Source organism: Streptomyces viridifaciens (assembly GCF_001888885.2).
Classification (GTDB): Bacteria; Actinomycetota; Actinomycetes; order Streptomycetales; family Streptomycetaceae; genus Kitasatospora; species Kitasatospora aureofaciens.
This window is the reverse complement of sequence record NZ_CP090841.1, coordinates 4,538,905-4,560,995: the sequence shown is the minus strand read 5'-3', so window position 1 is coordinate 4,560,995 and position 22,091 is coordinate 4,538,905. Positions and strand designations below refer to the sequence as shown.

The following is a 22,091-nucleotide window of genomic DNA, read 5'->3' as shown; positions in this document are numbered from 1 at the left end:
TCTCCGGCCGCCCCCGCTACAGCTCCAGCTCCGCCACCTCCTGGCCGCCGCTCAGCTCGCCGGTCGGGCGGAAGCCCAGTCGGGCGTAGAACCCGGCGGGCCCGTCCGGACCGGGGTGGTAGGTGACGGTCGTGCGGGAGCCGCCACGGCGGCGGATCTCCGCGCAGACCTGTTCGACGGCGAAGCGCCCGTAGCCGCCGCGCTGCCGCTCGGCGTCGACCAGCAGGCGCCAGAGGCCGGAGCGGGGCCGGTCGTCGGGGTGCTCCGGGTCGAAGCGGACGTCGAAGAAGGCCATCACGAAGCCGACCGGCCGCCCGCCGTCCAGGACCAGCCGGGGCCAGGCCGTCTCCCCGTGCACGTACGCCTCGGCCAGCGACTTCGCCACCGGCGCGACCAGACCCTCCTGGTCGGGGCGTACCCGCAGAGCGAGGGCGGCGTCGATGTTGTCGGGGGTGAGCACGGCGAGGCTGAGGTCCGAAGGACTGAGATCAGATGGACTGAGGTCAGAAGGCACGGCGGGCAGCCTAGGGACCACGGCCGCCCGCCGTCGCCCGGATTACCGGCCCGGGGTCACGACCCGGCCGGGTAGTCGGTTCCGCGGCCGACCGCCGCCCAGGCCTCGGCCTCCTGGCGCGCACCGTCCAGGTTGCCCAGGACGGCGTCCACGGCGTCGGAGCCGAGCGCGAGCCGCAGCGGGGTCTTTTCCGCGGCCAGCGCGGCCAGGATCGCCTCGGCGGCCTTCACCGGGTCGCCCGGCTGCTTGCCGTCGGAGTCCGGCAGCCCGGTGCGGACCGGGCCGACCACCGGCTCGTACGCGTCGATCGGGGCGCTGTGGGCGAGCGCGCCGCCGCCCGCGAAACCGGTCCGGAAGGCGCCCGGCTCGACGATCAGCACCTTGATCCCGAAGCCGGCCACCTCCGGCGCCAGCGCCTCGGACAGGCCCTCCAGCGCGAACTTGGTGGCCGAGTAGGCGCCCACACCGGGGAAGGAGAAGCGGCCGCCCATGCTGCTCATCTGCACCACGGCGCCCGTGCCCCGGGCCCGCATGTGCGGCAGTACGGCGCGGGTGAGCGCGGCCGGGCCGAAGAAGTGCAGGTCCATGAGGTCCCGCAGCTCGCGGTCGGTGGACTCCTCCACGGCGCCGATCAGGCCGCGGCCGGCGTTGTTCACCAGGACGTCGATCCGGCCGTGCCGCTGCACGGTCTCCGCGACCACGGTGGGGATCCGCTCCTGGTCGGTGACGTCCAGCCGCACCGGGAACACCCGGTCCGGGTGGGCGGCGGCCAGCTCCGCCAGGGTCTCGGGGCGGCGGGCGGCCGCGACGACGGTGTCACCGGCCGCCAGCGCGGCTTCGGCGATCGCCTGGCCGAAGCCGGAGTTGGCGCCGGTGATCAGCCAGACCTTGCCGGTGGTCTCCTGGGCGGTCATCTGGGTTCCTCCGTACTCGACTGCATCGCAAGGAAGTTGACGATCATTTATACGACATCCGTCGAACCCTGCGATCAGCCCCGTCCGGAAACGCCGCAGCCCCCGGCCGATCGGAACCGGCCAGGGGCTGCGAGAGTTCGAGGGGGGCGCCGTTACGGCAGGTTGCGGGCCATGACGATCCGCTGGACCTGGTTGGTGCCCTCGTAGATCTGGGTGATCTTCGCGTCCCGCATCATCCGCTCCACCGGGTAGTCCCGCGTGTAACCGTAACCACCCAGCAACTGCACCGCGTCCGTGGTCACCTCCATCGCCACGTCCGACGCGAAGCACTTCGCCGCCGCACCGAAGAACGTCAGATCCGCGTCCCCGCGCTGCGACTTCGCCGCCGCCACGTACGTCATCTGCCGCGCGGCCTCCAGCTTCATCGCCATGTCCGCCAGCATGAACTGGATCCCCTGGAACTCCGCGATCGCCTTCCCGAACTGCTTGCGCTCCCGCACGTAGCCCTTCGCGTAGTCCAGAGCACCCTGCGCGATCCCCACCGCCTGCGCCGCGATCGTCACCCGGGTGTGGTCCAACGTCCTCATCGCCGTCTGGAACCCGCTCCCCTCGGCACCGATCATCCGGTCCGCCGGAATCCGCACGTTGTCGAAGTACACCTCACGCGTCGGCGAACCCTTGATCCCCAGCTTCTTCTCCGGAGCACCGAACGACACACCCTCGTCGCCCTTCTCCACCACGAACGCCGAGATCCCCTTCGAACGCATCGAAGGATCCGTCACCGCCATCACCGTGTAGAACTCCGACACCCCCGCGTTGGTGATCCACCGCTTCACACCGTTCAGCACCCAGAAGTCACCGTCACGCACCGCCCGGGTCTTCATCCCCGCCGCGTCACTGCCCGCCTCCGGCTCCGACAGGCAGTACGAGAACATCCCCTCACCCCGCGCCAGCGCCCCCAGGTACTTCGCCTTCAACTCCTCCGAACCCGACAACTGCACCGGCAGCGACCCCAGCTTGTTCACCGCCGGGATCAACGACGACGAGCCGCACACCCGCGCGACCTCCTCGATCACGATCACCGTCGCCAGCGCGTCCGCCCCCGCACCGCCGTACACCTCCGGCACGTGCACCGCGTGCAGATCGTTGCCCCGCAGCGCGTCCAACGCCTCCTGCGGGAAACGCCCCTGCTCGTCCACCTCCGCCGCGAACGGAGCGATCTTCGCCTCGGCCAGCGAACGCACCGCCTCACGGAGCATCTCGTGCTCCTCGGAGATACGGAAGAGATCGAAGTCAGCCGCCCCTGCGCTGCCCGCCATGATGCCTGCCTCGTGGTCCAGTGACCGACGTCCGGACGACGTCCGATCCGAGTCGAATCGCGGTTAACTACCGTTCAGTAGAGATCCTAGGGCTCCGACCTGCGGCTGCCTAGCGTCCTCGGCGTGCGGGCGAACGGTGCCCACCCGGCTCGGGCGGATAGCATCAGGGGCACCCTCTACTGGTCGAACCCGCACTAAGGGGAACCCGTGACCCTCCGCATCTCCGTGATCGGCACCGGCTACCTCGGCGCCACGCATGCCGCCGCGATGGCCGAGTTCGGCTTCGAGGTGCTGGGCCTGGACATCGACCCCGACAAGATCGCCATGCTCACCGCCGGCCGGGTGCCGATGTACGAGCCGGGCCTGTCCGAACTGCTGCTCAAGCACGTGGCCGGCCACGAGGGCTCGACCGGGCGGCTGCGCTTCACCACCTCCGCCAAGGAGGCCGCCGAGTTCGGCGACGTCCACTTCATCTGCGTCAACACCCCGCAGCGCAAGGGCGAGTTCGCCGCCGACATGTCGTACGTGGACACCGCGATCGACGACCTCGCGCCGCACCTGACCCGCCCGGCCCTGGTGGTCGGCAAGTCCACCGTGCCGGTCGGCTCGGCGGCCCGGCTGGCCGAGCGGCTGGCCGCGCTGGCGCCGGTCGGCGAGGCCGCCGAACTCGCCTGGAACCCGGAGTTCCTGCGCGAGGGCTTCGCCGTCCAGGACACCCTGCGCCCGGACCGGATCGTGGTCGGCGCCCAGAGCGAGCGGGCCGAGCAGCTGCTGCGCGAGGTGTACGCGGACCCGATCGCCGCCGGGGTGCCGTTCCTGGTCACCGACTACGCGACGGCCGAGCTGGTGAAGGCCGCCGCCAACTCCTTCCTGGCCACCAAGATCTCCTTCATCAACGCGATGGCCGAGGTCTGCGAGGCCGCCGGCGCGGACGTCACCCTGCTCTCCACCGCGCTCGGGCACGACGAGCGGATCGGCCGCAAGTTCCTCAACTCCGGCCTCGGCTTCGGCGGCGGCTGCCTGCCCAAGGACATCCGGGCGTTCATGGCCCGGGCCGGCGAGCTCGGCGCCGACCAGGCGCTGACCTTCCTGCGCGAGGTCGACTCGATCAACATGCGGCGCCGCTCGCGGATGGTCGAGCTGGCCCGCGAGCAGTGCGGCGGCGGCTTCCTGGGCCGCCGGATCGCCGTCCTCGGCGCCGCCTTCAAGCCCAACTCGGACGACATCCGGGACTCCCCCGCCCTCAACGTGGCCGCGCAGATCCAGCTCCAGGGCGCCCAGGTCACCGTCTACGACCCGAAGGCCATGGACAACGCCCGCAAGATGTTCCCGTCCCTGGCCTACGCCGACTCCGCCCTGGAGGCCGCCGAGGGCGCCCACGTCGTCCTCCACCTCACCGAGTGGGCCGAGTTCCGCGAGCTGGACCCGGCCGAGCTCGGCGCCGTCGTCGCCGAACGCCGCCTGCTCGACGGCCGCAACGTCCTCGACGCCGAAGCCTGGCGCGCCGCCGGCTGGACCTACCGCGCCCTCGGCCGCCCCAGCTGATCCCGGCCCCAGGGCCCCGACCCGCCGGCCCGCCCGGACGCAGACTCCGTCGAACGCGTTCGAACCGTATACGAAGCTCCTCTCTGAGCCGGGAATCGCCCTCCGGCGCGCACGGTTGGGACCGGCATGACGAACTACGGCGACGAAGCGACGGTCCGCGAGATCCCCGTTCGGCCGCCACGCCCTCGTAGCCGACTTCAACGACCGGGCACGCGAACTCCTCACAGCCTGACCGATGACGGAAATACCTTGGGCTCTCTCTCCTACCCGAGGAGAGAGAGCCCAAGTTGTTACTGTCGGTCGGGGCCACGGCACCTTCGCGGAGGTTCGACCGGACTGTCCGTCACTGGACGCGATGCTGGAACGGGTCGCCGGATGAACCCAGGGTCCGCCCCGAAACGTCGAGGCCAAGGGCTCTCACTTGCCTCTTATGATTCCAGACCGCTCAGGGACGAGCGCGCTCCCACATGACAGTGTCACCTGATCTCACCGATGCGGGAACGAACGGCCCTTCAGACTTCACATTCAGGTGCCACCCGTTGCTGAACACCACACGCAGCGCACCGCTCTTGAAGCCGACAGCCGACAGGACGCTTGCACCCGTGGTCTGCTGAACCCGTCCTTTGTCACACTGATCGAGTGCCGTGGGGCGGGCTCCTGGAGCCGTCACCGGGCCTTCTGTCCACAGGGCCCCGCAGCCAACGACAACCTCGCCGGATGGCTCAAGCAGGAAACGAAGCTCATCACCCCAGGCGATATCCACCACACGATGGCCCCGCAGCGGGAGGATCCACCGATCAGCAAGTTCACTAATTTCATTCGACATGTGCGCCGCTATTCCTCTGGCAGGTAGTCAAAGACATTCCCGATACTGTCATCAGCCGGGCTTCCATCGGGAAGTTTCGGGTAGACTTCCCCGGTACTCGTATCAACGACAACGTCCGGGTTCTTGTTGCCGCCGATACCGCGCCATCCTGGCTTGTTTTTTACTGCGTGAATTGCAAGCTTGATGTCTTTCCGAGAATAGCCCAGTTCCTGGCCGATGGCACCCTCGTTTGACTTGTAGGATCGCGGAACCCCACCGCCACCGCCGCCACCGCTGTCGGAGTTCATGTTGACGCGGTCCGGGCCAGCCGCATCCTCGGCGATGTTCGACGCACCCATACCCATCAAGCCGACACCAGTTGCGATGGCCCCCGCCGAAACCACGTTCGCGGGCACTCCAATGACGGCACCGACTCCGGTGGCATCCAGTGCGACGCCGAGCACCTCGCCGCCGACACCGAGCGTGGTCAGTGCAAGACCTCCGGCCATCTCGGCAACCGACCCGGGATCGTGCACCATGGCATTGCCGACCGAGGCCAGGTCGCTCACCACTGTCTCGCCGAGGTCCTTGGCGAAATCTCCGGCATCGGAGAAGAAATCACCGATGTCGTCGCCCAGCTGCGACCAGAACCCCGGCTTCGGAGGAGCTAGGTCGCGCGCCTTACCTATGATGGCGGCAGCGGTACCGGCGGCCCCGGCGAGTTGGTTCCGGGCATTCGCCAGCTTGTCGCGAGCAGCCTGCTGGTTCGCTTCGCCGGCGCTCCATAATCTTAGAGCGTCAGCCGCCTCGCCCTGCGCCCAGTCCAGAGTGGATGCATAGCTACCCAGAGCCCCAGCCGCATCGTGGAATGCATCGCCTGCTTGCAGCCATTTCCCGGGTTGGCCGTGGAATACTTTGTGGAAAGCGTCAGCAGCTTCTCCGCTCCACCCATCACTGGTGTTGATGCGACTGAGGCCCTCGCCAGCGATATGAAGGAAATCGCCGTACTCTCGGAGCGCCGACTCAGTATGGGCTATCGATCCGCTATCCCCGGGTATCAGCGCCTTCGGATCGTTCGTTTGCCCGAGATCTGCCACGGCTACTTAACCCCCGGATCAGTCCCGCTCTTCTGCAGGATTCCGTTGAGATCGCCATGCGCCGCCTGTTCCGCATCACTATAGGCTTTCACGCTGGCCGATAGCCTTGCCGAAATCTCCTGGCCGTCCTTCGTGAGATTATCGACACCGCGCTGCCATCGGCTGAGAAAATCACCTAGCGTACCGGCCAGTTCATGATTGCCAATCGCCGACTCGTCATGCGGGATATCACTCACGCGCTGCTTGGCAGCCTTGCCGATCGTGCCGTTCACGCCTGCGGCTGCCTCCCGTAACGCATGGAGGTCAACCCGATACCCTTCAGCCATCTCCACCCCCGTGTCTGGCCGATCGAACGATCCGACTCATCAAATCATCGGCTCATCCACACGACAAGGACTCTGCGTTCGGGTTCGATAACACATCTGCCGACCACGATCTCAGAGCTGTCGTGGCTGCAGCAGGTCGAGTGACACCGCCAGCACCTGAGCGCCACATCGGGCCCTTCCGCCGCTCCCGGCCACAAGCTCCGGTATCGAAGTGCACCTGATTGAGATCAGGAGGCTTGCCAGTCGGAGCGCTGCCGCCAAACCTCCCGAGGCTCGCAAGATCTAACGGCGTTGGCGAGCCAGGCCCAACCGGGGGATCTCGATGGCGGGGCACTTGTCCATCACCATGGCAAGCCCCGCGGCCTGCGTCCGCTCGTACGCCGCCCCGTCGATCACGCCCAGCTGGAACCAGACGGCCTTGGCGCCGATGGTGGCCGCTTCATCCGCGACGTCACCGGCGAGGTCGGACCGGACGAAGACGTCCACGACGTCGACCTCGAACGGGATGTCCGCGAGGGACGCGTACCCCTTCTCGCCGTGGACCGTCTCTGCCTTCGGGTGCACCGGCACGATGCGCTTGCCGAAGCGCTGCAGGACCTCGGCCACGCCGTAGGCCGCCCGTCGCTGGTTGGACGAGAGGCCCACGACGGCCCAGGTGTCACCCAGCTCGGTGAGGATCTTCCGGACCGTCTCCGGGTCGCCGTACATGCCCTGCCTCCTCGCAGCTGAGTACCGAGAACTCACCTCACGCCAGCGCCACTGCTCACCCGGCCATTCCCGACGTGGTGGACGTGTTCGTGAACAGTTCGCTGGCCGGGGAGGTGGCCGACCAGGCGGTGGCGGTCGGGGCGAAGGCTGTCTGGTTCCAGCTCGGGGTCGTCGACGAGGCCGCGTACGGGCGGACCCGGGCCGCGGGGGTCTCGATGGTGATGGACAGGTGCCCGGCCATCGAGATCCCGCGGCTGGGCTGAGCCGTCAGGCCTCAGGCGTCGCCGTCCAGCTGGGCGATGGTGGCGATGGAGGGCCGGCGGCTCGCCCGCAGGGAGGTGGCGACCGACTCGGCGTCGTGCAGGACGCGGACGGCGTTGTGCCAGGTCAGCTTGGACAGGTCGGCCTCCGACCAGTGGCGGCCGAGGAGTTCGGCGACCAGGTTGGGGTATCCGGCCACCGAGTCGAGGCCGTCCGGCAGGAAGGCGGTGCCGTCGAAGTCGCCGCCGATCCCGATGTGGTCGATGCCCGCGACCTCGCGCATGTGGTCGAGGTGGTCGGCGACGGTGGCCGGGGTGGCGATCGGGCGCGGGTTGGCGGCCTCGAAGGCGCGCTGGCGCTCCATGGCCGGCGGGGTGGTGTCCAGCGGGTCGAAGCCGTGGGCGCGCATGTTCTCGTCGGCGGCCCGGGTCCACTCGATGGCGGCGGGCAGGATGAACTTCGGGACGAAGGTCGCCATCGCCACTCCGCCGTTGGCGGGCAGCTGGGCGAGCACGTCGTCCGGGATGTTGCGCGGGTGGTCGCAGACCGTGCGGGACGAGGAGTGCGAGAAGACCACCGGCGCCTCGGTGACCCGCAGGGCGTCCCGCATGGTGTCGGCGGAGACGTGCGAGAGGTCGACCAGCATGCCGAGCCGGTTCATCTCCCGGACGACCTCCTCGCCGAAGCGGGTCAGCCCGCCGGCCACCGGCCCGTCGGTCGCGGAGTCGGCCCACGGCACGTTGTCGTTGTGGGTGAGCGTCAGGTAGCGGACGCCCAGCTCGTACAGGGCGCGCAGGGTGGCCAGCGAGCAGTCGATCGAGTGGCCGCCCTCGGCGCCCATCAGCGAGGCGATCCGGCCCTCGGCGCGAGCGGCCTCCATGTCGGCGGCGGTACGGGCGAGGCGCAGCCGGTCCGGGTAGCGCTCGACCAGCGCGTGGACGAAGTCGATCTGCTCCAGGGTGGCGGAGACCGCGTGGTCGCCGGCCAGCGAGGCGGGGACGTAGACGGACCAGAACTGCGCGCCGACCCCGCCCTCCGCGAGGCGGGCGAGGTCGGTGTGCAGGCGGTCGCTCTGGTCGGCGGCGAGGTCGAGCGCGCCGAGGTCGTACCCGGCCTGCTCGCGCATCGCCCAGGGGAGGTCGTTGTGACCGTCCACCACGGGGGCGGTGCGCAGCAGGGCCCGGGCGGCGGCCAGCGGGGTGGCGGAGTCCGTCTGAGAAGTCATACGGGCTGTTCTACCCCACGGGTCGGCGGCTCTTGCTCGTCGAAGCCTTGCTTGCCGCAGTCCTGCTTGCGCAGTCCTACTTGCCGAAGCCGAAGGACGAGGAGCCGGCCACCTTGGCCCGGAGCTTCTTGCCCTTCTCGGTGGCCTGGTTGTTCAGCTCGGCCTGGAAGTCGGCCATCTTCTCGGTGAGTTCGGCGTCGAAGGCGGCGAGCATCCGCACCGCGAGCAGGCCCGCGTTGCGCGCGCCGGCCACCGAGACGGTCGCGACCGGGACGCCGGCCGGCATCTGGACGATCGACAGCAGGCTGTCCATGCCGTCCAGGTAGCGCAGCGGCACCGGCACGCCGATGACCGGCAGCGGGGTGACGGAGGCCAGCATGCCCGGCAGGTGGGCCGCGCCGCCGGCGCCCGCGATGATCGCCTTCAGGCCGCGCCGGTGGGCGTTCTCGCCGTACGCGACCATCTCGCGGGGCATCCGGTGGGCGGAGACGACGTCCACCTCGTACGCGATCTCGAACTCGTCCAGGGCCTGGGCGGCGGCCTCCATGACCGGCCAGTCGGAGTCCGAGCCCATCACGATGCCAACGACAGGGTTCGTCATTCGGTGATCGTTCCTCGCAGGTAGGCGGCCGCATGGCGGGCGCGCTCGCGGACGTCGTCGAGGTCGTCCCCGAAGACGTTGACGTGGCCGACCTTGCGGCCGGGCTTCACGTCCTTCCCGTACATGTGGATCCGCAGCCCGGGGTCGCGGGCCATGCAGTGCAGGAAGGCGTGGTACATGTCCGGGTAGTCGCCGCCGAGGACGTTGACCATGACGGTCCACCTGGCGCGCGGCCGGGGGTCGCCGAGCGGGAGGTCGAGGACGGCCCGCAGGTGGTTCTCGAACTGCGAGGTGACGGCGCCGTCCTGGGTCCAGTGCCCGGAGTTGTGCGGGCGCATGGCGAGCTCGTTGACCAGGATCCGGCCGTCCCGGGTCTGGAACAGCTCGACGGCCAGGTGGCCGACGATGCCGAGGTCGCCGGCGATCCGCAGGGCGAGCTGCTGGGCCTCGTCGGAGAGGGCGGGGTCGAGGTCCGGCGCTGGGGCGGTGACCTCGGCGCAGACGCCGTTCTCCTGGACGCTCTCGACGACCGGGTAGGCGACGGCCTGGCCGCTGGGCGAGCGGACCACGTTGGCGGCCAGCTCGCGGACGAAGTCGACCTTCTCCTCGGCCAGCACCGGGACGCCGGCCAGGAACGGGGCCTGCGCCTCCTGCTCGTCGTCGACGACCCAGACGCCCTTGCCGTCGTAGCCGCCGCGGACGGTCTTCAGCACGACCGGGTAGCCGGTGCCCTCGTCGGCGAAGGCGGTGACGTCGGCCGGGTCGGCGACGATCCGGTGCCGGGGGCAGGGCACCCCGATGGAGTCGAGCTTGGCCCGCATCACGCCCTTGTCCTGGGCGTTGACCAGCGCCTCCGGGCCGGGGCGGACGGCGATGCCGTCGGCCTCCAGGGCCCGCAGGTGCTCGGTGGGGACGTGCTCGTGGTCAAAGGTGATGACGTCGCACCCGGCCGCGAAGCGGCGCAGGGTGTCGAGGTCGCGGTAGTCACCGAGGACGACGTCGGACACCACCTGTGCGGCGGAGTCCTGGGGGGTGTCGGCGAGGAGCTTGAACCGGATCCCGAGCGGGATCCCCGCCTGGTGCGCCATGCGGGCCAGCTGCCCGCCACCGATCATGCCCACCACTGGAAAATTCATGTTGCCCGGGGAAGTCACCCCGCCAGGATATCCGGGCCGGTGGGGGGCCTCGGAGCCGCGGTGGGGCCGTGAGTAGTGGACGCGCGTAGATGTCAACCCCGCACCCGGACGGCTGAGCCGTTCGGTGGGAGCGGGTAGCCTGGACGGCTAGGTCCTCGTCCGCGCGGTCGGATCATGTGCGTGCACGCAGGGCTCAAGGGGTGTCCCCGGCCCAGTGGGACGCCCTTTTTCCCGCAGGTACATGGAGGCCACCCGGTATGGCGACGACCGCAGCTTCGAAACCCCCGCTCGTGCAGAAACTGCGCGGGCTCACGGGCGAGGTAGTGAAGTTCGGCATCGTCGGCCTGAGTGGCGTGGTCATCAACTTCGCCGTCTTCTGGGTCTGCATCAACGGTCTGGGCTTGGCCTCGCTGCGGTCCAACATCGCGGCGACGGTGATCGCGATCGCCACCAACTACCTCGGCTACCGCTACTGGCTGTACCGGGACCGCGACGCCGCCTCCCGCAAGCGGGAGATCACGCTGTTCCTGGTGTTCAGCGGCATCGGCATGCTGATCGAGACCGGCGTGCTGGCCTTCACGGTCTACGTGCTCCACCTGGACTCGCACTACGAGCAGCTGGGTGCCAAGGTGATCGGCCTCGCCGTGGCCACCGTGTTCCGCTTCGTCTCCTACCGCACCTGGGTGTTCACCGCGCTCCCCGAGCCCGAGCCGGCCGCCGTCGCCTCCACCGCCGATGCCGCCCATGCCGCCCATGCCGCCGACGGCCAGGAACTGGCCGCCCAGGCCGAGCTGATGCTGGTCACCGAGCAGATCCGCTACGCCAAGGCCGAGTAGGCCCCTCCCCGCCCCCCTTGCCCGGCCCGCCTCCGCGAGAGGACAGTGGTGACCGAGGGCGAGCACGGCCCGTGGACGATCGAGGCCGAGGGGGCCCAGGAGGCGCGCCATGGCGTTCGTCCAGATCATCGACTGCAGGACCGACCGGCTCGACGACCTCAACCAGCTCATGGACAGCTGGGTCGAGGCCACCAACGGCACCCGGACCGCTTCGCACGCGGTGGTCGGCACCGACCGCTCCGACAGCAGGCACGTGGTGGAGATCGTGGAGTTCCCCTCCTACGAGGAGGCGATGCGCAACTCCAGGCTTCCCCAGACCGACCGGATCTTCCGCGAGATGGTGGCACTCTGCGACGCGCCGCCCACCTTCACCGACCTCGACGTGGTCCGCGACATGCAGCTCGGCCAGGGCTCCTGATCGATCAGGCTCCTTACCGGTCAGGGCTCCTCACCGGCCAGGGCTCCCTGATCGGTCAGGCCCGCTGATCAGTCCTGGTGGCTGCGGCCGAGGAAGAGCGCGAACACCGCGGGCTTCAGCGAGAGCAGCTCCAGCCGACCGCCGTCCGCCTCCGCCAGGTCGCGGGCGACGGCCAGCCCGATCCCGGTGGAGTTGCGGCCGCTGACCGCGCGCTCGAACACCCGGTTGCCCAGGTCGGCCGGCACCCCGGCGCCCTGGTCCTGCACCTCGACCACCACCGAGGTACCGGAGGGCCGCACCCGCAGGGTGATCGTCCCGGCGCCGTGCATCAGCGAGTTCTCGATCAGGGTGGCCAGCACCTGGGCCACCGTCCCCGGGGTGCCGACCGCGGTGACCCCGTGCAGGCCCTCCAGGGACAGCACCCGGCCCTGCTCGCGCAGCGTCGGGCCCCATTCCTCCACCTGCTGCTTGATCACCTCGTCCAGGTCGAAGGCGACGGCGGTGGGGCTGCGCGGGTCGCGCTGGGTGGTGAGCAGCCGCTGGACGACGTCGGTGAGCCGCTCGACCTGCTGAAGGGCGATGGTCGCCTCCTCCTTGACGGTCTCCGGCTCCTCGGCCAGGGCGGTGATCTCCTCCAGCCGCATCGACAGCGCGGTGAGCGGGGTGCGCAGCTGGTGCGAGGCGTCGGCGGCGAGCCGGCGTTCGGCGGTGAGCATCCGGGCGATCCGCTCGGCGCTGGTGTCCAGCACTTCGGCGATCCGGTCCAGCTCGGGCACCCCGTAGCGGCGGTCGCGCGGGCGGGGGTCGCCGGAGCCGAGCCGTTCGGCGGTCTCGGCGAGTTCGGTGAGCGGCCGGGCGAGCCGTTTGGCCTGCCAGACGGCGAGCGCCACGGCGGCCTGGACGGCCAGCAGGGCGACCACGCCGAGCAGCAGGAGGTTGTTGGCGATCTCGTGGTCGACGTCCTCGCGGGACTGCTCGACGGTGACGATCTCGCCGCTGGTGCCGTGCTCGGCGGCCCTCAGCAGGTGGTTCCCGGCCGGGCGGTCGCCGGCCGAGAGCACCGGCTGGCCGGGGATCTGCACCTCGACGTAGCTGCCCTCGGTGACCTGGCTCTCGAAGACCCGGCCTTCCTTGACGCCCTCACCCGCGGCGAGCCGGCTCTCCACCAGGGCGAGCACCCGGACGGCGGTGGCGTCCACCCGGTCCTGGGCCGAGCTGACGATGGTCCGCTTCTCGACCAGGGCGAGCGGCACGCAGAACACCACGACGACCACCAGGACGACGATCAGCAGCGAGTTGATCATCCGGCGTTTCACGCTGCTGCTCCCCGAGGTCTTCCGCTTCATCGGCCGCCGCCCGGCCACGATCTCCGTGCGGGGTTAATTCTTCTCGAACCGGAAGCCCACCCCGCGCACGGTGGCGATGTAGCGCGGGTTCGCCGCGTCGTCGCCGAGCTTCTTGCGGAGCCAGGAGATGTGCATGTCCAGGGTCTTGGTCGAGGTCCACCAGGTGGTGTCCCAGACCTGCCGCATGATCTCCTCGCGGGTGACGACCCGGCCGGCGTCGCGGACCAGGACGCGCAGCAGCTCGAACTCCTTGGCGGAGAGGGTCAGCTCCTCCTCGCCGAGCCAGGCACGGTGGGACTCGATGTCGATCTTCACCCCGTGCGCACCGGTGGTGAGCTGGTCGACGTTGCCGCGCCGGAGCAGGGCCCGGACTCGGGCGAGCAGCTCGGCCAGGCGGAAGGGCTTGGTGACGTAGTCGTCGGCGCCGGCGTCCAGGCCGACCACGGTGTCCACCTCGTCGGCGCGGGCGGTCAGCACCAGCACGGGGCAGCTCTTGCCGTCGGCGCGCAGGCGGCGGCAGACCTCCAGACCGTCCATCTCGGGCAGGCCGAGGTCCAGGACGACGAGGTCGACCTCCTCGGTGAGGCCGGCGGCGAGTGCGGTCGGACCGTCCTCGCGGACGAGCACCTCGTAGCCCTCCCGTCGCAGGGCCCGGGCGAGCGGTTCGGAGATCGCCGGATCGTCCTCGGCGAGCAGCACACAGGTCATGTGGTGATGGTAGTCCGCTCGGGTAAGGCCGTACGCCCTGTGAGGTAGTTCACAGAGCGTGATCGTTATACAAGGCTTCCCAATGGACCAACAGGGTGACACCAACCGGTCGTTCGGCGAAGAATCCCCGATTGGATCTTGAAACCGAAGGAGGACATGCCGGTCTACCATCGATCAATCGGGCAGATCTTCCTGGAACTTTGCCATTCCCATACCTAATGCGTGGCTTTTGTCATCTGATAACGCCAAATATCGCCACGTACAGTGGTTGAAGTTCGTCCGCCGCCACCCCCCTAGGCGGACGCGATCAGGCAAGGAACCACTACTCATGGCGTCTACGACCCTGGACACCGGCGTCACGTCGGCCACTCCTGGCGGCAAGACCTTCCTCGGCCACCCCCGGGGACTCGCCACTCTCTTCATGAGCGAGATGTGGGAGCGCTTCAGCTACTACGGCATGCGCGCCCTGCTGGTGCTCTACATGACCGCCTCCGTCGCGGACGGCGGCCTGGCCATGAAGACGGCCGTCGCCGCCGCCGTGTACAGCGTTTACACGGCCATGGTCTACCTGCTCGCCCTCCCGGGCGGCTGGATCGCGGACCGCTTCCTCGGCGCTCGCAAGACCGTCGCGGTCGGCGGCACGATCATCATGATCGGCCACTTCCTGCTGGCGGTCCCCTTCAGCGCGTCGTTCTTCGTCGGCCTCGCCTTCATCGCGGTCGGCTCCGGCCTGCTCAAGGCCAACATCTCGACGATGGTCGGCCACCTCTACGACGGCCCGAACGACCCGCGCCGCGACGGTGGCTTCACCGTCTTCTACATGGGCATCAACCTCGGTGCCTTCGCGGCCCCGCTGGTCATCGGCACCGTCGGCCAGAGCGTCAGCTGGCACCTGGGCTTCGCCCTCGCCGGTGTCGGCATGGCCCTCGGCCTGGGCCAGTTCCTGCTGGGCACCCGCCACCTGAGCCCGAAGAGCAACGTCGTCACCTCGCCGATCACCCCGGACGAGAAGCGGAAGATCTTCACCAAGGCGGGCATCTGGCTGGCCATCGCCGCCGTCTTCTACGGCGTCGTCGCCGCTACCGGCCACTTCACCATCAACTGGGCGATCTGGCCGCTGTCCATCGCGGGCCTGGCGATCCCGGTCCTGGTCTTCACCAAGGTGAAGCGCGACAAGGACCTCGACGCCAACGAGCAGTCCAAGATGAGCGGCTACATCTGGTTCTTCGTCGCCGCCGCCGTGTTCTGGATGATCTACGACCAGTCCGGCTCGACGCTGAACATCTTCGCCGACGAGCACACCGCGTCCACGCTGTTCGGGCTCAACTTCCCGTCCAGCTGGTTCCAGTCGCTCAACCCGCTGTACATCATGGCGCTGGCCCCGGTCTTCGCCTGGATCTGGGTCGCGCTGGCCCGCCGGTCGAAGAACCCCAGCACCACCATGAAGTTCGCCTTCGGTCTGCTGATGATCGGCGCCTCCTTCATCGTCATGATGCTGGCGATGGCCTCCGCCTCCGGCGACACCAAGGTCACCCCGCTGTGGCTGGCCATGGTCTACCTGGTCCAGACCGTCGGTGAGCTCACCCTCTCCCCGGTCGGCCTGTCCGTCACCACCAAGCTGGCGCCGACCAAGTACGCCAGCCAGATGATGGGCGTCTGGTTCCTCGCCGTCACCGCGGGTGACTGCGTCGCCGCCATCTTCCAGCTGGTGCTGGGCGACAAGATCGTCGGCGGGACCGCGTACTTCGCGGTGCAGGGCGTCATGGCGATCCTCGCGGGTGTCGCGCTGGCGATGTACCGCAAGAAGGTCGTCAAGCTCATGGGCGACGTGCACTGACGTCCGCCCGGTGAAGCTCCGGGGCCGCCGTGGATTCCTGAGATCCACGGCGGCCCCGGCCGTTTTCCGCCTACGGTGCCCGCATGGCCACCGACTCGTTTCCGCAGCAACTTGCCCGCACCAGACGGTTCACCCTGGGGGTCCCCACCCAGCCGGAGCCCTCCGCCGACGGCGCCACCGTGCTGTTCCTGCGCAGCCGGGGCGGCACCGACCCGCTCGTCTGCCTGTGGGCGCTGGACGGCGCGACCGGTGAGGAGCGGCTGCTCGCCGACCCGGGCGTGCTCGGGTCCGCCACCGGCATCGCCTCGTACAGCACCGACGCCACTGGCTCCCTCGCGGTCTTCACGCTGGACGGCGGGCTGTGGCTGGTCGACACCGTCACGGGTGACGTGCGCCCGATCCCCTCCGCCGGGCGGCCCCAGGAGGTACGGCTCGACCCGACCGGCCGCACGATCGCCTACGTCAGCGGCGGCGCCCTGCGGGTGGTCGGCGCGGACGGCACGGGCGACCGGCTGCTGGCCGAGCCCGAGGCCGAGGACGTCTCGTACGGCCTCGCCGAGTACGTCGCCACCGGGGAGATGTACCGCGACCGCGGCTACTGGTGGTCCCCCGACGGCGCCGCGCTCCTGGTCGCCCGGGTCGACGAGCGCGCCGTCACCCGGCTCTTCCTCGCCGACCCGGCAGACCCACAGCAGCCGCCGCGCGCCATCCGCTACCCGCTCGCCGGCACCGCCAACGCCGACGTCTCGCTCTGGCTGATCGGCCTCGACGGCAGTCGGGTCGAGGTGCGCTGGGACCGCGACGCGTTCGAGTACCTCACCGCCGCCGGCTGGGACGGCCACGGCCCGTACGCCGCCGTGCAGAGCCGCGACCAGCGCACGGTGCGTACGCTCGCGATCGAGCCGGACGGCGCCACCCGGCTGCTCGCCGAGCGGACGGACCCGCACTGGATCGAGCTGGTCCCCGGCCTTCCGGCCCGGACGGCGGGCGGGGCGCTGGTCGACACCACCGATGACGGCGGCACCCGGCGGCTCACCGTCGACGGCAAACCCGTCACGCCGGAGGGGCTGCAGCTGCGGGCGGTGGTCGGGACGGAGGGCGAGGAGGTGCTGTTCACCGCCTCCGAGGAACCTACGGAGACGCACCTGTGGGTCTACCGGCCCGATCTCGGCCTGCAGCAGTTGAGCGACGGCCCGGGCCTGCACGACGGGGTACGGCGCGGCGGCACGCTGGTGCTCACCACTCGGTCCGGGGGTGTCCGTTCCACCGTGCTCCGGGAGGGCCGCCCGCCGCTCGCCCTCACCTCGTACGCCGAACCGCCCGTCGTCACCGCCCGCCCCGAGCTGCTCCGCCTCGGCCCTCGCGAACTGCGCGCCGCGCTCTACCTGCCCACCGGGTATCGCCCCGGCGACGGCCCGCTGCCCGTACTGCTCGACCCGTACGCCGGGCCCGCGATGCAGAAGGTCACCACCGGCGGCGTCTGGCACGAGCAGGTGTCGCAGTGGTTCGCCGACCAGGGTTTCGCGGTGCTGGTCATAGACGGACGAGGCACCCCCGGCCGCGGGCCGCAGTGGGACAAGACGGTCTGGGGTGACAAGGCCGGGCCCCCGCTGGAGGACCAGATCGACGGCCTGCGGGAGACGGCCCGGCTGCGGCCCGGACTGCTCGACCTCGACCGGGTCGGCATCCGCGGCTGGTCCTTCGGCGGCTACCTGGCCGCCCTCGCGGTGCTGAGGCGGCCGGACGTCTTCCACGCCGCCTCGGCCGGGGCCACGCCCACCGACTGGCGCCTCTACGACACCCACTGGCAGGAACGCTTCCTCGGCCACCCCGACCAGTACCCCGAGCACTACGACGGCGGCTCCCTCATCGCCGAGGCGCCGAACCTGAGCCGCCCGCTGCTGCTGATCCAGGGCCTGGCCGACGACAACGTCTACCCCGCCCACACCCTGCGGCTCTCCAGTGCTTTGGTCGCCGCCGGCCGCCCCCACGACGTCCTGCCCCTGCGGGCAACCGGTCACCGCCCGACCGACGAGGCCGTGCTGGCAAACCTGCTCCGGCACGAACTGACGTTCCTGCGGCGGTCCTTGGGCCTCTCATGACCGAAGGCCCTCCCGGGCCCGCCCCCCTATGAGACGCCTGTGCGCGCGGCAAACTCCCGCACGCCGGCCACGGTGACCGGCGCGTACAGCAGGTCCGCTGTGAGAGCCCGCAGAGCCAGCCGACGCACCTCCTCCGGGGCGACCTGCTCGGTGAACCGCAGCGACGCGAACGTCTTGCGGTGGTCGCCGAGATGGTGCCACATGCGCGCGCAGTCTGTGCCGTACCGGGCCCGGCGCTCGGTGGTCGGCAGCTGTCCCGGCGCGATCCGCGCCGCGTACGGCACCCCCTCGTCGGGGGTGCCCAGCGCCGTGTGTACGCCAATCCAGTACAGGTCAACCTGCGTGCTGGTGGCGTCGACGGTAAACAGCGGGGTGCTCGGCCGGAACCTGGCGCTGATCACCCGGCCGACCGCATCCGCCGCGCCCGACATGAGGTCGAGGGCGTCGCTTCGGCGCTGCCCGCACGCAGCCGTGTAGGCGGACGTCATCAGCAGGGTCGCCGCCACAGCCCAAGACACGTCGTTTCGGTCCTGGGAGAGCGAGTCAGCGGTGCGACGCAGGAGATCGACGGCGGCGGCCGGGCGTCCTGAACGTCGCATCGTGATCGCCAGAACCCGAGCCGCCTCCCCGTGCACCACCGGATCGCCGCTGGCCTGGGCCGCAGCCAGAGCCCGGTCCGCTGCCGGCCACGCGACGTCGGAGTGAGCCTTCAACGCGAGTTCCGTCGCCAGCACCCAGGCACGGGCCACACACCCATGGGCCTCCTCACGGGACCGGCCGGACAGGGCCTCGCGGGTCGCCTGCGCCGAGCCCAGCAAGCCGGGCGGGAAGTCGCCGAGCTGTCGGTAGCGGGCCGCCGTGAACTGCGCGCGCGCCGATGTCAGCGATGCCATGAGCTGCCGCAACGACGTGGGTTCAGAGGGTTCGGGCTCCTACAGGGCCCCAACGATCCGGGCTGGTGCATCCGGGCGCGCGGCAGCAGCGGAGGCGGATGAAAGCTTGGACGCCCCAGCTGCCGCCATGCCAGCCACGAGCAGCTGCCTGCGGAGTATGGCGTCCTCCTGATCCGGGGTCACATCCTGTGCCAGCATAGCCGGTCGACCCAGGCCAATGGCGTCAAGCGGCAGGTCCAACGCCTGGCAATTCGCAGCAGCGCCTGCTCGGTTGGCCGGAGCGCGCCCGCCTCGACCCGGCTGATCGCCGACGCCGAGTAGCCACACGCGCGGCCCAGCTGGGCCTGAGTCATCCGCCGTGCACACCGAGCGGCCCTGATGAGCACCCCAAGTTGGCGTTGACGTGACACGGTGTCGCCCTTCGACTGCGTGGAGTGGCAACCGTATCGACAGGACGCCATCCCCAGGCGGGGTGCGCACGAGGTGTGCGGAGCACGCACACGGCGTGCGGGAGCACCCCGACAGCATCCACATCTGGACCACAGCCGAGTTCCCTGGGTGATGCCCGGCCGGCGCATCTCTGTCACTTCATCCGGAGGGCAGACGCCATGACTACCGTCCTGCTCGACAAGCCCGTCACCGAGATCGAGCCCACCACCACCTCGACGCCCAGTACCCTGCTGGAGCGGGTCTATGAGCCGAGCGCCCGCACCTGCCCGGTCTGCGGATCGGGCGCCACATACCAGACCATGGACGGCCGATGGGGCTGCACCACGTCCGGCTCCACCTGGGCCTGACCCCGGGGAGGACGCGATGGCGGACTGCACGCAGTGCTCCGCTCCTGCGGTGATCGAGGATCTCGACGTGCAGCCGCCACAGCCCTGGTGCCTCGGATGTGCGACCACCCTCGTACGGGCGGGCGATCCGGTGCTCAACTACCGCTCACTCAGCGGCGGGAGTGAATACCAGCGCATCCTGGCCGGTGGCAGCACCCAGGTCCTGCCCTTCGGCTGATCGGCACACCGAAGCGGCCCGCTCCCTGCATGCGGGGAGCGGGCCGCTCACGAAGTCCATGGCCAGCGCTGGTGTACACGCGTCCTCGCAGCGAGGGTGCTGCGAGGACGGCAGCACCCGCCGAGGCTGCCCCGGTACCCGACGGTGGAACCATCGCCAGACTTCCGCCCGGATGGTGCCCGCGATCAGGGAGCCGCGATGCCATCGACGTGAGCGTCAACCCGTACCAGGAAGGGACGACTCCTTCGGGCACTTCGGTGACCCCCAGGCCCGGTATCCGGACCAGCTGTCCGGTCAGGTAGCGCGCGACGTCCGCCTGGCCTGCGAGGTAGCCGTCCAGGCGAGCGAGCTGGTCGTGGGCGATGGCGGCGGCGAGGGGGTGGATGCGGAACTTGAGGCCGGTGCGTAGCCCTGATCCGGGAGCTCACACCGGCTTTCAACACCTATCGCAAGGTCGACGGCGTCCCTGAGTTCCTGGAACGTTTGAAGGCCACCTGAGCACGTCAGCACCGGGCCTCCGGCTCCAGCACTTCCTGGCACACAGGGCGACCCCCTATCCCGGCTGACAGTGGGCGCCCGCGAGGCCCTCGACCTGGGCGGGCGAGGGCCTTCGCGTGTTTCAGTGTTGCTCGCCGCGCTCGGTCGTTCGGCGCTGCATGTCCATCAGCATGGCCAGGGTCTCGGGGTGGACCGTGGGCCCGTCGTCGTCCAGGTCGTCCAGGTCGTCCTCGTCATCATCGTCGTCCTGGGGGTTCTCGCGTGCCTGCGGGAGCAGTTCGTCGTAGCGGGGGTCGCCGGGCTCGATCTTGTGCCAGCCGTCGTAGTAGTACCCCTCCACGGTCCTGCCGCCGTACTTCTGCCAGATGGTCACGCCGTCGGCGTCGAGCATCGGGAACGCGAGGACTTCGTAGGGCTCAGAATGCTCGCTCAAAATACTCCTTCAGGATCTTCGCGGCCTCACGGTCGCCGAATGTGAATTTGGTCAGCTTCTTGGCCGTCCAGTGATTGAAAGCCTCGGCGAAGAACTCGTGCGGCTGGCGGGTGTAGGCGTCGAGCTTCGGGTTTCCGCCGATCCGGTCCAAAACCTGCTGCTGCACATGCTGCCAGTCCGGCTGACGGCTCTTGAAACCGTAGGCCTCGTCAACCGCGTGCCCGAACTCGTGAACCGCGACACTGCTCTTCGTATTGGCGCTCGAATCGATGAGGAGCCTGCGCTCGGTGGGCAGGTACATACCGGGTACGTGTTCCGCGGGTGCGCTGCCGCCCACCGGTTTGACCCCGGCGAGGTGGAAGCCGCCCGGGAGGTCGGTGATGGGCCTGGGGCCGATGCTGATGCCGCCGCCGGGCGCGGCCTTCAGGTAGTCCCAGACGTGGTTGAAGACCTTGGGCGGCACGCGTGCCAGTTCCGTGGTCACCTTGGCGACGCTCGGGTGGGCCTCGACGTACTCGCGCGGGGGCAGCCTGCCGGGCATCGGCAGCTCGACCGGCTTGGCATGCCTGGGCACGTACGGGGCGCTCTCGGTGGAGCGTGCGCGGGGCCCGGCGGCGCTGCCGACGGCGCCGAGGACGAGGTCGAGGGGCATGACGGGGCCGGTTTTGAAGGCGGCGTCGTAGCCGGCGCTGAGGCCGGCGCCGGTGATCATGCGGCCGGGGACGGTGTCGGCGGCGTTGGCGACCTTGGCGAGGCCCGCGAGGGCGACGGAGGCGTTCTCGGTGGTCTCGGCGGCGGTGGTCACGACGCGGGCGCCGGCGCCGAGGCCGCCCCCGGCGCCGCCCATGATGCCGCCGGTCTCGGCGGAGTCGGCGGCCTCGGTGAGGCTGTAGCCGCCGTCGCCGAACAGCTCGACGCGGATGGGCTGAGCAACCGCGAGGTCGACGGTGATGGCCTCCACCGCGCCGAAGGCGGCACCGACCAGCACGGTGGCGGCGATGGTGGCGATGGCCTCGGAGACCGTGACCCCGACGGCCGCGGCGGTGGCGACGATGCCCGCGGCGGTGGCGGCGGCGATGTCCGCCGAGATGCTGAAGGTGACGAGGGCCAGGGCGGTGCCGACGACGAGGGTGCCGCCGACGATCGCGGCCTCCTCCTCCAGCTTCTTGATCGCCTTGTCGACCTCGTGGGCGAAGTCCCGCAGCGCCTTGGCGAGGGCGCGGCAGGCGTCGGCGGTCTCGGGCAGCCAGCCCTTGCCCTTGCCCGCGCTGTCCTTGCCGCCGTAGTACCGGGCCCAGAACTTGCCGAAGGCGTCGATCGCGGGGCCGTGGTTGTTGGCGACGATGGCGGCGGCGGCCTGGTTGGTGGGGGCGGTGACGTTGTCGATGGCGGTGGCCATCGCCTCCCACGCGTCGGCCACGGTACGCAGCTTGTCCGGGTCGGCGTCCGGCCACCACATGCCAGTGACCTTCTGCACGGCCTTCGCGGCCGCGGACTCACCCATGCGTCACCCCGTACACGTTCACGGAACTCACCACTACGGTGATGAGATCGA

General features: G+C 69.9%; 23 protein-coding genes and 1 pseudogene. 8 read left to right on the top strand and 16 right to left on the bottom strand.

Annotation, left to right across the window (positions count from 1 at the left end):
* Positions 1-16 precede the first annotated feature (16 nt).
* From BOQ63_RS27580 to BOQ63_RS27570, 3 genes are all read right to left on the bottom strand, one after another.
* Positions 17-514 (bottom strand): GNAT family N-acetyltransferase, encoded by a 498-nt coding sequence (locus BOQ63_RS27580; RefSeq protein ID WP_072655142.1) that lies wholly within the window; start codon positions 512-514, stop codon positions 17-19.
* A gap of 56 nt (positions 515-570) precedes the next feature.
* Complete coding sequence (locus BOQ63_RS27575; RefSeq protein ID WP_030289917.1) at positions 571-1,428, bottom strand: oxidoreductase; 858 nt, start codon at positions 1,426-1,428, stop codon at positions 571-573.
* 152 nt (positions 1,429-1,580) lie between these two features.
* Complete coding sequence (locus BOQ63_RS27570) at positions 1,581-2,747, bottom strand: acyl-CoA dehydrogenase family protein (protein ID WP_046385436.1); 1,167 nt, start codon at positions 2,745-2,747, stop codon at positions 1,581-1,583.
* 207 nt (positions 2,748-2,954) lie between these two features.
* On the opposite strand from BOQ63_RS27570, the gene BOQ63_RS27565 reads away from it, so the two are divergent.
* Positions 2,955-4,292: a UDP-glucose dehydrogenase family protein gene (locus BOQ63_RS27565; RefSeq protein ID WP_072655141.1), complete on the top strand. Its 1,338-nt coding sequence runs from the start codon at positions 2,955-2,957 to the stop codon at positions 4,290-4,292.
* Positions 4,293-4,737: 445 nt separating this feature from the next.
* On the opposite strand, the gene BOQ63_RS27560 is transcribed toward BOQ63_RS27565, so the two are convergent.
* The 4 genes from BOQ63_RS27560 to BOQ63_RS27545 form a co-directional block, all read right to left on the bottom strand.
* Positions 4,738-5,118 (bottom strand): DUF6188 family protein, encoded by a 381-nt coding sequence (locus tag BOQ63_RS27560; RefSeq protein WP_141763772.1) that lies wholly within the window; start codon positions 5,116-5,118, stop codon positions 4,738-4,740.
* Between the two features lie 8 nt (positions 5,119-5,126).
* Positions 5,127-6,194 carry a putative T7SS-secreted protein gene (locus tag BOQ63_RS27555; RefSeq protein ID WP_143174784.1) on the bottom strand — a complete coding sequence of 356 codons (1,068 nt, stop codon included), beginning with the start codon at positions 6,192-6,194 and terminating at the stop codon, positions 5,127-5,129.
* Between the two features lie 2 nt (positions 6,195-6,196).
* Complete coding sequence (locus BOQ63_RS27550) at positions 6,197-6,466, bottom strand: hypothetical protein (RefSeq protein ID WP_143174783.1); 270 nt, start codon at positions 6,464-6,466, stop codon at positions 6,197-6,199.
* A 336-nt stretch (positions 6,467-6,802) separates the two neighbouring features.
* The gene (locus BOQ63_RS27545) at positions 6,803-7,228 is read right to left on the bottom strand and encodes a CoA-binding protein (protein ID WP_030290958.1); all 426 of its coding nucleotides are present in this window, start codon (positions 7,226-7,228) and stop codon (positions 6,803-6,805) included.
* A 17-nt stretch (positions 7,229-7,245) separates the two neighbouring features.
* Between BOQ63_RS27545 and BOQ63_RS27540 the strand changes: the two genes are divergently transcribed.
* Positions 7,246-7,491 carry a CoA-binding protein gene (locus BOQ63_RS27540; RefSeq protein ID WP_078938424.1) on the top strand — a complete coding sequence of 82 codons (246 nt, stop codon included), beginning with the start codon at positions 7,246-7,248 and terminating at the stop codon, positions 7,489-7,491.
* 11 nt (positions 7,492-7,502) lie between these two features.
* Here the strand turns inward: BOQ63_RS27540 and BOQ63_RS27535 are convergent, their stop codons facing one another.
* The 3 genes from BOQ63_RS27535 to BOQ63_RS27525 all read right to left on the bottom strand — a co-directional run bounded on the left by BOQ63_RS27535 (position 7,503) and on the right by BOQ63_RS27525 (position 10,451).
* On the bottom strand, positions 7,503-8,714 hold the full coding sequence (locus BOQ63_RS27535) for a dipeptidase (RefSeq protein ID WP_072655140.1): 1,212 nt from the start codon (positions 8,712-8,714) through the stop codon (positions 7,503-7,505).
* A gap of 76 nt (positions 8,715-8,790) precedes the next feature.
* Positions 8,791-9,315 carry a 5-(carboxyamino)imidazole ribonucleotide mutase gene (gene purE / locus BOQ63_RS27530; protein ID WP_030290964.1) on the bottom strand — a complete coding sequence of 175 codons (525 nt, stop codon included), beginning with the start codon at positions 9,313-9,315 and terminating at the stop codon, positions 8,791-8,793.
* On the bottom strand, positions 9,312-10,451 hold the full coding sequence (locus BOQ63_RS27525; RefSeq protein ID WP_030290965.1) for a 5-(carboxyamino)imidazole ribonucleotide synthase: 1,140 nt from the start codon (positions 10,449-10,451) through the stop codon (positions 9,312-9,314). The genes purE and BOQ63_RS27525 overlap by 4 nt, the downstream gene beginning before the upstream one ends.
* A 257-nt stretch (positions 10,452-10,708) precedes the next feature.
* On the opposite strand from BOQ63_RS27525, the gene BOQ63_RS27520 reads away from it, so the two are divergent.
* Together BOQ63_RS27520 and BOQ63_RS27515 are read left to right on the top strand one after the other, a co-directional pair.
* The gene (locus tag BOQ63_RS27520; protein WP_072655139.1) at positions 10,709-11,287 is read left to right on the top strand and encodes a GtrA family protein; all 579 of its coding nucleotides are present in this window, start codon (positions 10,709-10,711) and stop codon (positions 11,285-11,287) included.
* Between the two features lie 109 nt (positions 11,288-11,396).
* Positions 11,397-11,696: pseudogene (locus BOQ63_RS27515) on the top strand (ester cyclase); the annotation flags it as partial.
* A gap of 77 nt (positions 11,697-11,773) precedes the next feature.
* Here the strand turns inward: BOQ63_RS27515 and BOQ63_RS27510 are convergent.
* Entirely contained in the window at positions 11,774-13,021 is a 1,248-nt protein-coding gene (locus BOQ63_RS27510; RefSeq protein ID WP_030290972.1) for a sensor histidine kinase, read from the bottom strand.
* A 63-nt stretch (positions 13,022-13,084) separates the two neighbouring features.
* Positions 13,085-13,759 (bottom strand): response regulator transcription factor, encoded by a 675-nt coding sequence (locus tag BOQ63_RS27505; protein WP_030290974.1) that lies wholly within the window; start codon positions 13,757-13,759, stop codon positions 13,085-13,087.
* Positions 13,760-14,087: 328 nt separating this feature from the next.
* Here BOQ63_RS27505 and BOQ63_RS27500 point away from each other — a divergent pair, with 328 nt between their 5' ends.
* Both BOQ63_RS27500 and BOQ63_RS27495 read left to right on the top strand, forming a co-directional pair.
* Complete coding sequence (locus BOQ63_RS27500; RefSeq protein ID WP_030290976.1) at positions 14,088-15,596, top strand: peptide MFS transporter; 1,509 nt, start codon at positions 14,088-14,090, stop codon at positions 15,594-15,596.
* 83 nt (positions 15,597-15,679) lie between these two features.
* Entirely contained in the window at positions 15,680-17,698 is a 2,019-nt protein-coding gene (locus BOQ63_RS27495; protein ID WP_072655138.1) for a prolyl oligopeptidase family serine peptidase, read from the top strand.
* Between the two features lie 26 nt (positions 17,699-17,724).
* Here the strand turns inward: BOQ63_RS27495 and BOQ63_RS27490 are convergent, their stop codons facing one another.
* Together BOQ63_RS27490 and BOQ63_RS27485 are read right to left on the bottom strand one after the other, a co-directional pair.
* On the bottom strand, positions 17,725-18,591 hold the full coding sequence (locus BOQ63_RS27490; protein ID WP_223886051.1) for an XRE family transcriptional regulator: 867 nt from the start codon (positions 18,589-18,591) through the stop codon (positions 17,725-17,727).
* Between the two features lie 179 nt (positions 18,592-18,770).
* Entirely contained in the window at positions 18,771-18,944 is a 174-nt protein-coding gene (locus tag BOQ63_RS27485) for a helix-turn-helix domain-containing protein (protein ID WP_318299382.1), read from the bottom strand.
* Positions 18,945-19,199: 255 nt separating this feature from the next.
* Between BOQ63_RS27485 and BOQ63_RS27480 the strand changes: the two genes are divergently transcribed.
* Both BOQ63_RS27480 and BOQ63_RS27475 read left to right on the top strand, forming a co-directional pair.
* Positions 19,200-19,388 (top strand): hypothetical protein, encoded by a 189-nt coding sequence (locus tag BOQ63_RS27480; protein ID WP_072655137.1) that lies wholly within the window; start codon positions 19,200-19,202, stop codon positions 19,386-19,388.
* Positions 19,389-19,404: 16 nt separating this feature from the next.
* Positions 19,405-19,605 (top strand): hypothetical protein, encoded by a 201-nt coding sequence (locus BOQ63_RS27475; protein WP_030291246.1) that lies wholly within the window; start codon positions 19,405-19,407, stop codon positions 19,603-19,605.
* A gap of 619 nt (positions 19,606-20,224) precedes the next feature.
* Here BOQ63_RS27475 and BOQ63_RS27470 read toward each other — a convergent pair.
* Together BOQ63_RS27470 and BOQ63_RS27465 are read right to left on the bottom strand one after the other, a co-directional pair.
* Positions 20,225-20,536, bottom strand: a complete 312-nt coding sequence (locus tag BOQ63_RS27470; RefSeq protein ID WP_141763769.1) for a hypothetical protein — start codon at positions 20,534-20,536, stop codon at positions 20,225-20,227.
* A complete protein-coding gene (locus tag BOQ63_RS27465) occupies positions 20,520-22,040 on the bottom strand; it encodes a WXG100-like domain-containing protein (protein ID WP_150476143.1) in 1,521 nt (506 codons plus the stop codon). Before BOQ63_RS27465 ends, BOQ63_RS27470 begins: the two co-directional genes overlap by 17 nt.
* Positions 22,041-22,091 lie beyond the last annotated feature (51 nt).

Excerpts from the sequence above, each read along its gene's own strand:
- BOQ63_RS27495 (WP_072655138.1), top strand. The coding sequence starts at position 15,680 with ATGGCCACCGACTCGTTTCCGCAGCAACTTGCCCGCACCAGACGGTTC.
- BOQ63_RS27485 (WP_318299382.1), bottom strand. The coding sequence starts at position 18,944 with ATGACTCAGGCCCAGCTGGGCCGCGCGTGTGGCTACTCGGCGTCGGCG.
- BOQ63_RS27490 (WP_223886051.1), bottom strand. The coding sequence starts at position 18,591 with ATGGCATCGCTGACATCGGCGCGCGCGCAGTTCACGGCGGCCCGCTAC.
- BOQ63_RS27525 (WP_030290965.1), bottom strand. The coding sequence starts at position 10,451 with ATGAATTTTCCAGTGGTGGGCATGATCGGTGGCGGGCAGCTGGCCCGC.
- BOQ63_RS27545 (WP_030290958.1), bottom strand. The coding sequence starts at position 7,228 with ATGTACGGCGACCCGGAGACGGTCCGGAAGATCCTCACCGAGCTGGGT.
- BOQ63_RS27505 (WP_030290974.1), bottom strand. The coding sequence starts at position 13,759 with ATGACCTGTGTGCTGCTCGCCGAGGACGATCCGGCGATCTCCGAACCG.
- BOQ63_RS27560 (WP_141763772.1), bottom strand. The coding sequence starts at position 5,118 with ATGTCGAATGAAATTAGTGAACTTGCTGATCGGTGGATCCTCCCGCTG.
- purE (WP_030290964.1), bottom strand. The coding sequence starts at position 9,315 with ATGACGAACCCTGTCGTTGGCATCGTGATGGGCTCGGACTCCGACTGG.
- BOQ63_RS27570 (WP_046385436.1), bottom strand. The coding sequence starts at position 2,747 with ATGGCGGGCAGCGCAGGGGCGGCTGACTTCGATCTCTTCCGTATCTCC.
- BOQ63_RS27480 (WP_072655137.1), top strand. The coding sequence starts at position 19,200 with ATGACTACCGTCCTGCTCGACAAGCCCGTCACCGAGATCGAGCCCACC.
- BOQ63_RS27535 (WP_072655140.1), bottom strand. The coding sequence starts at position 8,714 with ATGACTTCTCAGACGGACTCCGCCACCCCGCTGGCCGCCGCCCGGGCC.
- BOQ63_RS27520 (WP_072655139.1), top strand. The coding sequence starts at position 10,709 with ATGGCGACGACCGCAGCTTCGAAACCCCCGCTCGTGCAGAAACTGCGC.
- BOQ63_RS27500 (WP_030290976.1), top strand. The coding sequence starts at position 14,088 with ATGGCGTCTACGACCCTGGACACCGGCGTCACGTCGGCCACTCCTGGC.
- BOQ63_RS27475 (WP_030291246.1), top strand. The coding sequence starts at position 19,405 with ATGGCGGACTGCACGCAGTGCTCCGCTCCTGCGGTGATCGAGGATCTC.
- BOQ63_RS27575 (WP_030289917.1), bottom strand. The coding sequence starts at position 1,428 with ATGACCGCCCAGGAGACCACCGGCAAGGTCTGGCTGATCACCGGCGCC.
- BOQ63_RS27465 (WP_150476143.1), bottom strand. The coding sequence starts at position 22,040 with ATGGGTGAGTCCGCGGCCGCGAAGGCCGTGCAGAAGGTCACTGGCATG.